Here is a 2,203-nt window from a genome sequence, read left to right on the forward strand (position 1 = left end):
TGCACCGGTGAGTGGGTCATGATCTCGGCGGGCTCGCCCAGGACCGGCGGCTCGCCCCGGCCGGGCAGCAGGAGCACCTGGTCGGCGTACTGGACGACCCGCTCCAGCCGGTGTTCGGCCAGCAGCACCGTGGTGCCGAGGTCGTGCACCAGCCGCTGCAGCACGGCGAGCACCTCCTCGGCCGCGCCAGGGTCGAGCGCGGACGTGGGTTCGTCCAGCACCAGCACCTTGGGGTGGACGGTCAGCACCGAGCCGATCGCCACCCGCTGCTGCTGGCCGCCGGAGAGCGAGCGCAGGGCGCGCCCGCGCAGCTCGGCCAGGCCCAGCAGGTCGAGGGTCTCCTCGACCCGGCGCCGCATCACGGCGGGGGCCAGGCCCAGCGACTCCATGCCGTAGGCGAGTTCGTCCTCCACGGTGTCGGTGACGAAGTGCGCGATCGGGTCCTGGCCGACGGTGCCGACCAGGTCGGCGAGTTCGCGCGGGCGGTGGTCGCGGGTGTCGCGGCCGTCGACGGTGACCCGGCCGGTCAGCTCACCGCCGGTGAAGTGCGGGACGAGGCCGCTGACGGTGCCCAGCAGGGTGGACTTGCCGGAGCCGGACGGACCGACCAGCAGGCACAGTTCGCCCTCGGGGACGGTCAGGTCGACCCCGTGCAGGGCGAATCCGGCGGAGTCGGCGTACCGGACCGAGACCCGGTCGAAGGTGATCACTGGGTGCTCCGGGGCGGTTCGGGCGCGACGGCGGCGGGCAGCAGGCCGAGCAGGATCGCGGCGGCCGGCAGCAGGGGCAGAGTGGGGGCGGCGAGCGGGACCACGGACGGGGTGAAGGCGTCCGGGTAGCGGCCGGAGAACCAGATGGTCAGCGCGGCGACGGCCACCCCGCTCGCGCTGACCAGCCACTCCGGCGGCGCCCACGGGTCGGGCCGGTAGCGGGTGCGCACCGCGCGCCGGCTGCCCAGGGCCAGGCCCGCGCCGGTGACGGCGAGCCCGAGGACCAGGACGGGGAACGCCCACCCGGCGCCGCCCGGGGCGAGCAGCCCGTAGCAGGCGCCGCAGACGCCGAGCAGGCCGAGCACGGTGAGCGCGGCGGTGGCCCGGGAGAGGTGGCGCGGGACGTCGGCGGTGCGGCCGAAGCCCCGGGTGTCCATTGCGGCGGCCAGAGCGACGGACCGTTCCAGGGCGCCCTCCAGCACCGGCAGCCCGACGCTGAACACGGCCCGAACCCCCCGGTCGGTGCGCCCGCGCAGACGGCGTGCGGCGCGCAGCCGCTGGACGTCGGTGACCAGGTTCGGGGCGAAGGTCATCGCCACCACGACGGCCACCCCGGCCTCGTACAGCGCGCCGGGCAGGGAGCGCAGCAGCCGGGACGGGGAGGCGAGGGAGTTGGCCGCGCCGACGCAGATCAGCAGGGTGGCCAGCTTCAGGCCGTCGTAGAGGGCGAACAGCAGGCCCTCCAGGGTGACCGGACCGCCGATCCGCACCCCGCGTGCCCAGTCGGGAAGCGGCAGCTGGGGGAGGGTGAAGAGCACATGGCTGCCCGGGACCGGCGAGCCGAGCAGTACGGCGAACACCATCCGGACCGCGACCACCAGCAGGCCGAGCTTGAGGAACGCGCCGTACGAACGGGACCAGGGGGCGTCGCTGCGGCGGGCCGCCACCACGTACCCCGCCACGGCGACGATCAGCAGGAGCAGCAGCGGGTTGGTGGTCCGGGATGCGGCCGCGGCCAGGCCGAGGGCCCACAGCCACCAGGCGCCGGGGTGCAGCAGCCGGGGGCCGATGGTGGAACGTGTTCCGGTTTTCGGGGTTCGGGGCACGGGGTGGGGATCCTGGTGGGGGTCAGTGGCGTCGGCGGCGGGCCTGGACCACGGCGCCCGCGCCGAGCAGCAGGACCAGCGCCGCACCGGCGATCAGGCCGACGGAGGGGCCGCCGCCGTCGGAGGACTTCGAGGTGGCCGCCACCGGTTCGCCGCAGCCGGCCCGGGGGTACCCGGCGATGGCGCACAGCAGGCCGGCGGAGTCGTAGCGCAGCGGCGGCGCCACGGCCGCCAGCACCTCGGCCGAGGTCGCGCCGGAGGGCACCGACGCGCAGGCGGTGCGCGGCGCGGGCGGGGACTGCCCGGCGTCGAGCGCGCCGGGCGGGGAGTCCGCGGCGGTGCCGAAGTCCAGCACCACGGCGACCCGCTTGCGGCCCCCCCCGGCGG

At 76.4% G+C, this 2,203-nt stretch carries 3 protein-coding genes; all 3 read right to left on the bottom strand.

Annotation, left to right across the window (positions count from 1 at the left end; translation table 11 throughout):
- The coding region (locus AA75_RS47860) for an ABC transporter ATP-binding protein (protein ID WP_033822489.1) at positions 1 to 710 on the bottom strand (710 nt) is incomplete at its 3' end.
- Complete coding sequence (locus AA75_RS25075) at positions 707 to 1,816, bottom strand: CbiQ family ECF transporter T component (protein ID WP_051813284.1); 1,110 nt, start codon at positions 1,814 to 1,816, stop codon at positions 707 to 709. The genes AA75_RS47860 and AA75_RS25075, both read right to left, overlap by 4 nt.
- Before the next feature lie 22 nt (positions 1,817 to 1,838).
- On the bottom strand, positions 1,839 to 2,203 hold a 365-nt coding region (locus tag AA75_RS52370; RefSeq protein ID WP_033822490.1), incomplete at its 5' end, for an SCO2322 family protein.

Origin of the sequence: Kitasatospora sp. MBT63 (assembly GCF_000710465.2) — a bacterium.
Classification (GTDB): domain Bacteria; phylum Actinomycetota; class Actinomycetes; order Streptomycetales; family Streptomycetaceae; genus Kitasatospora.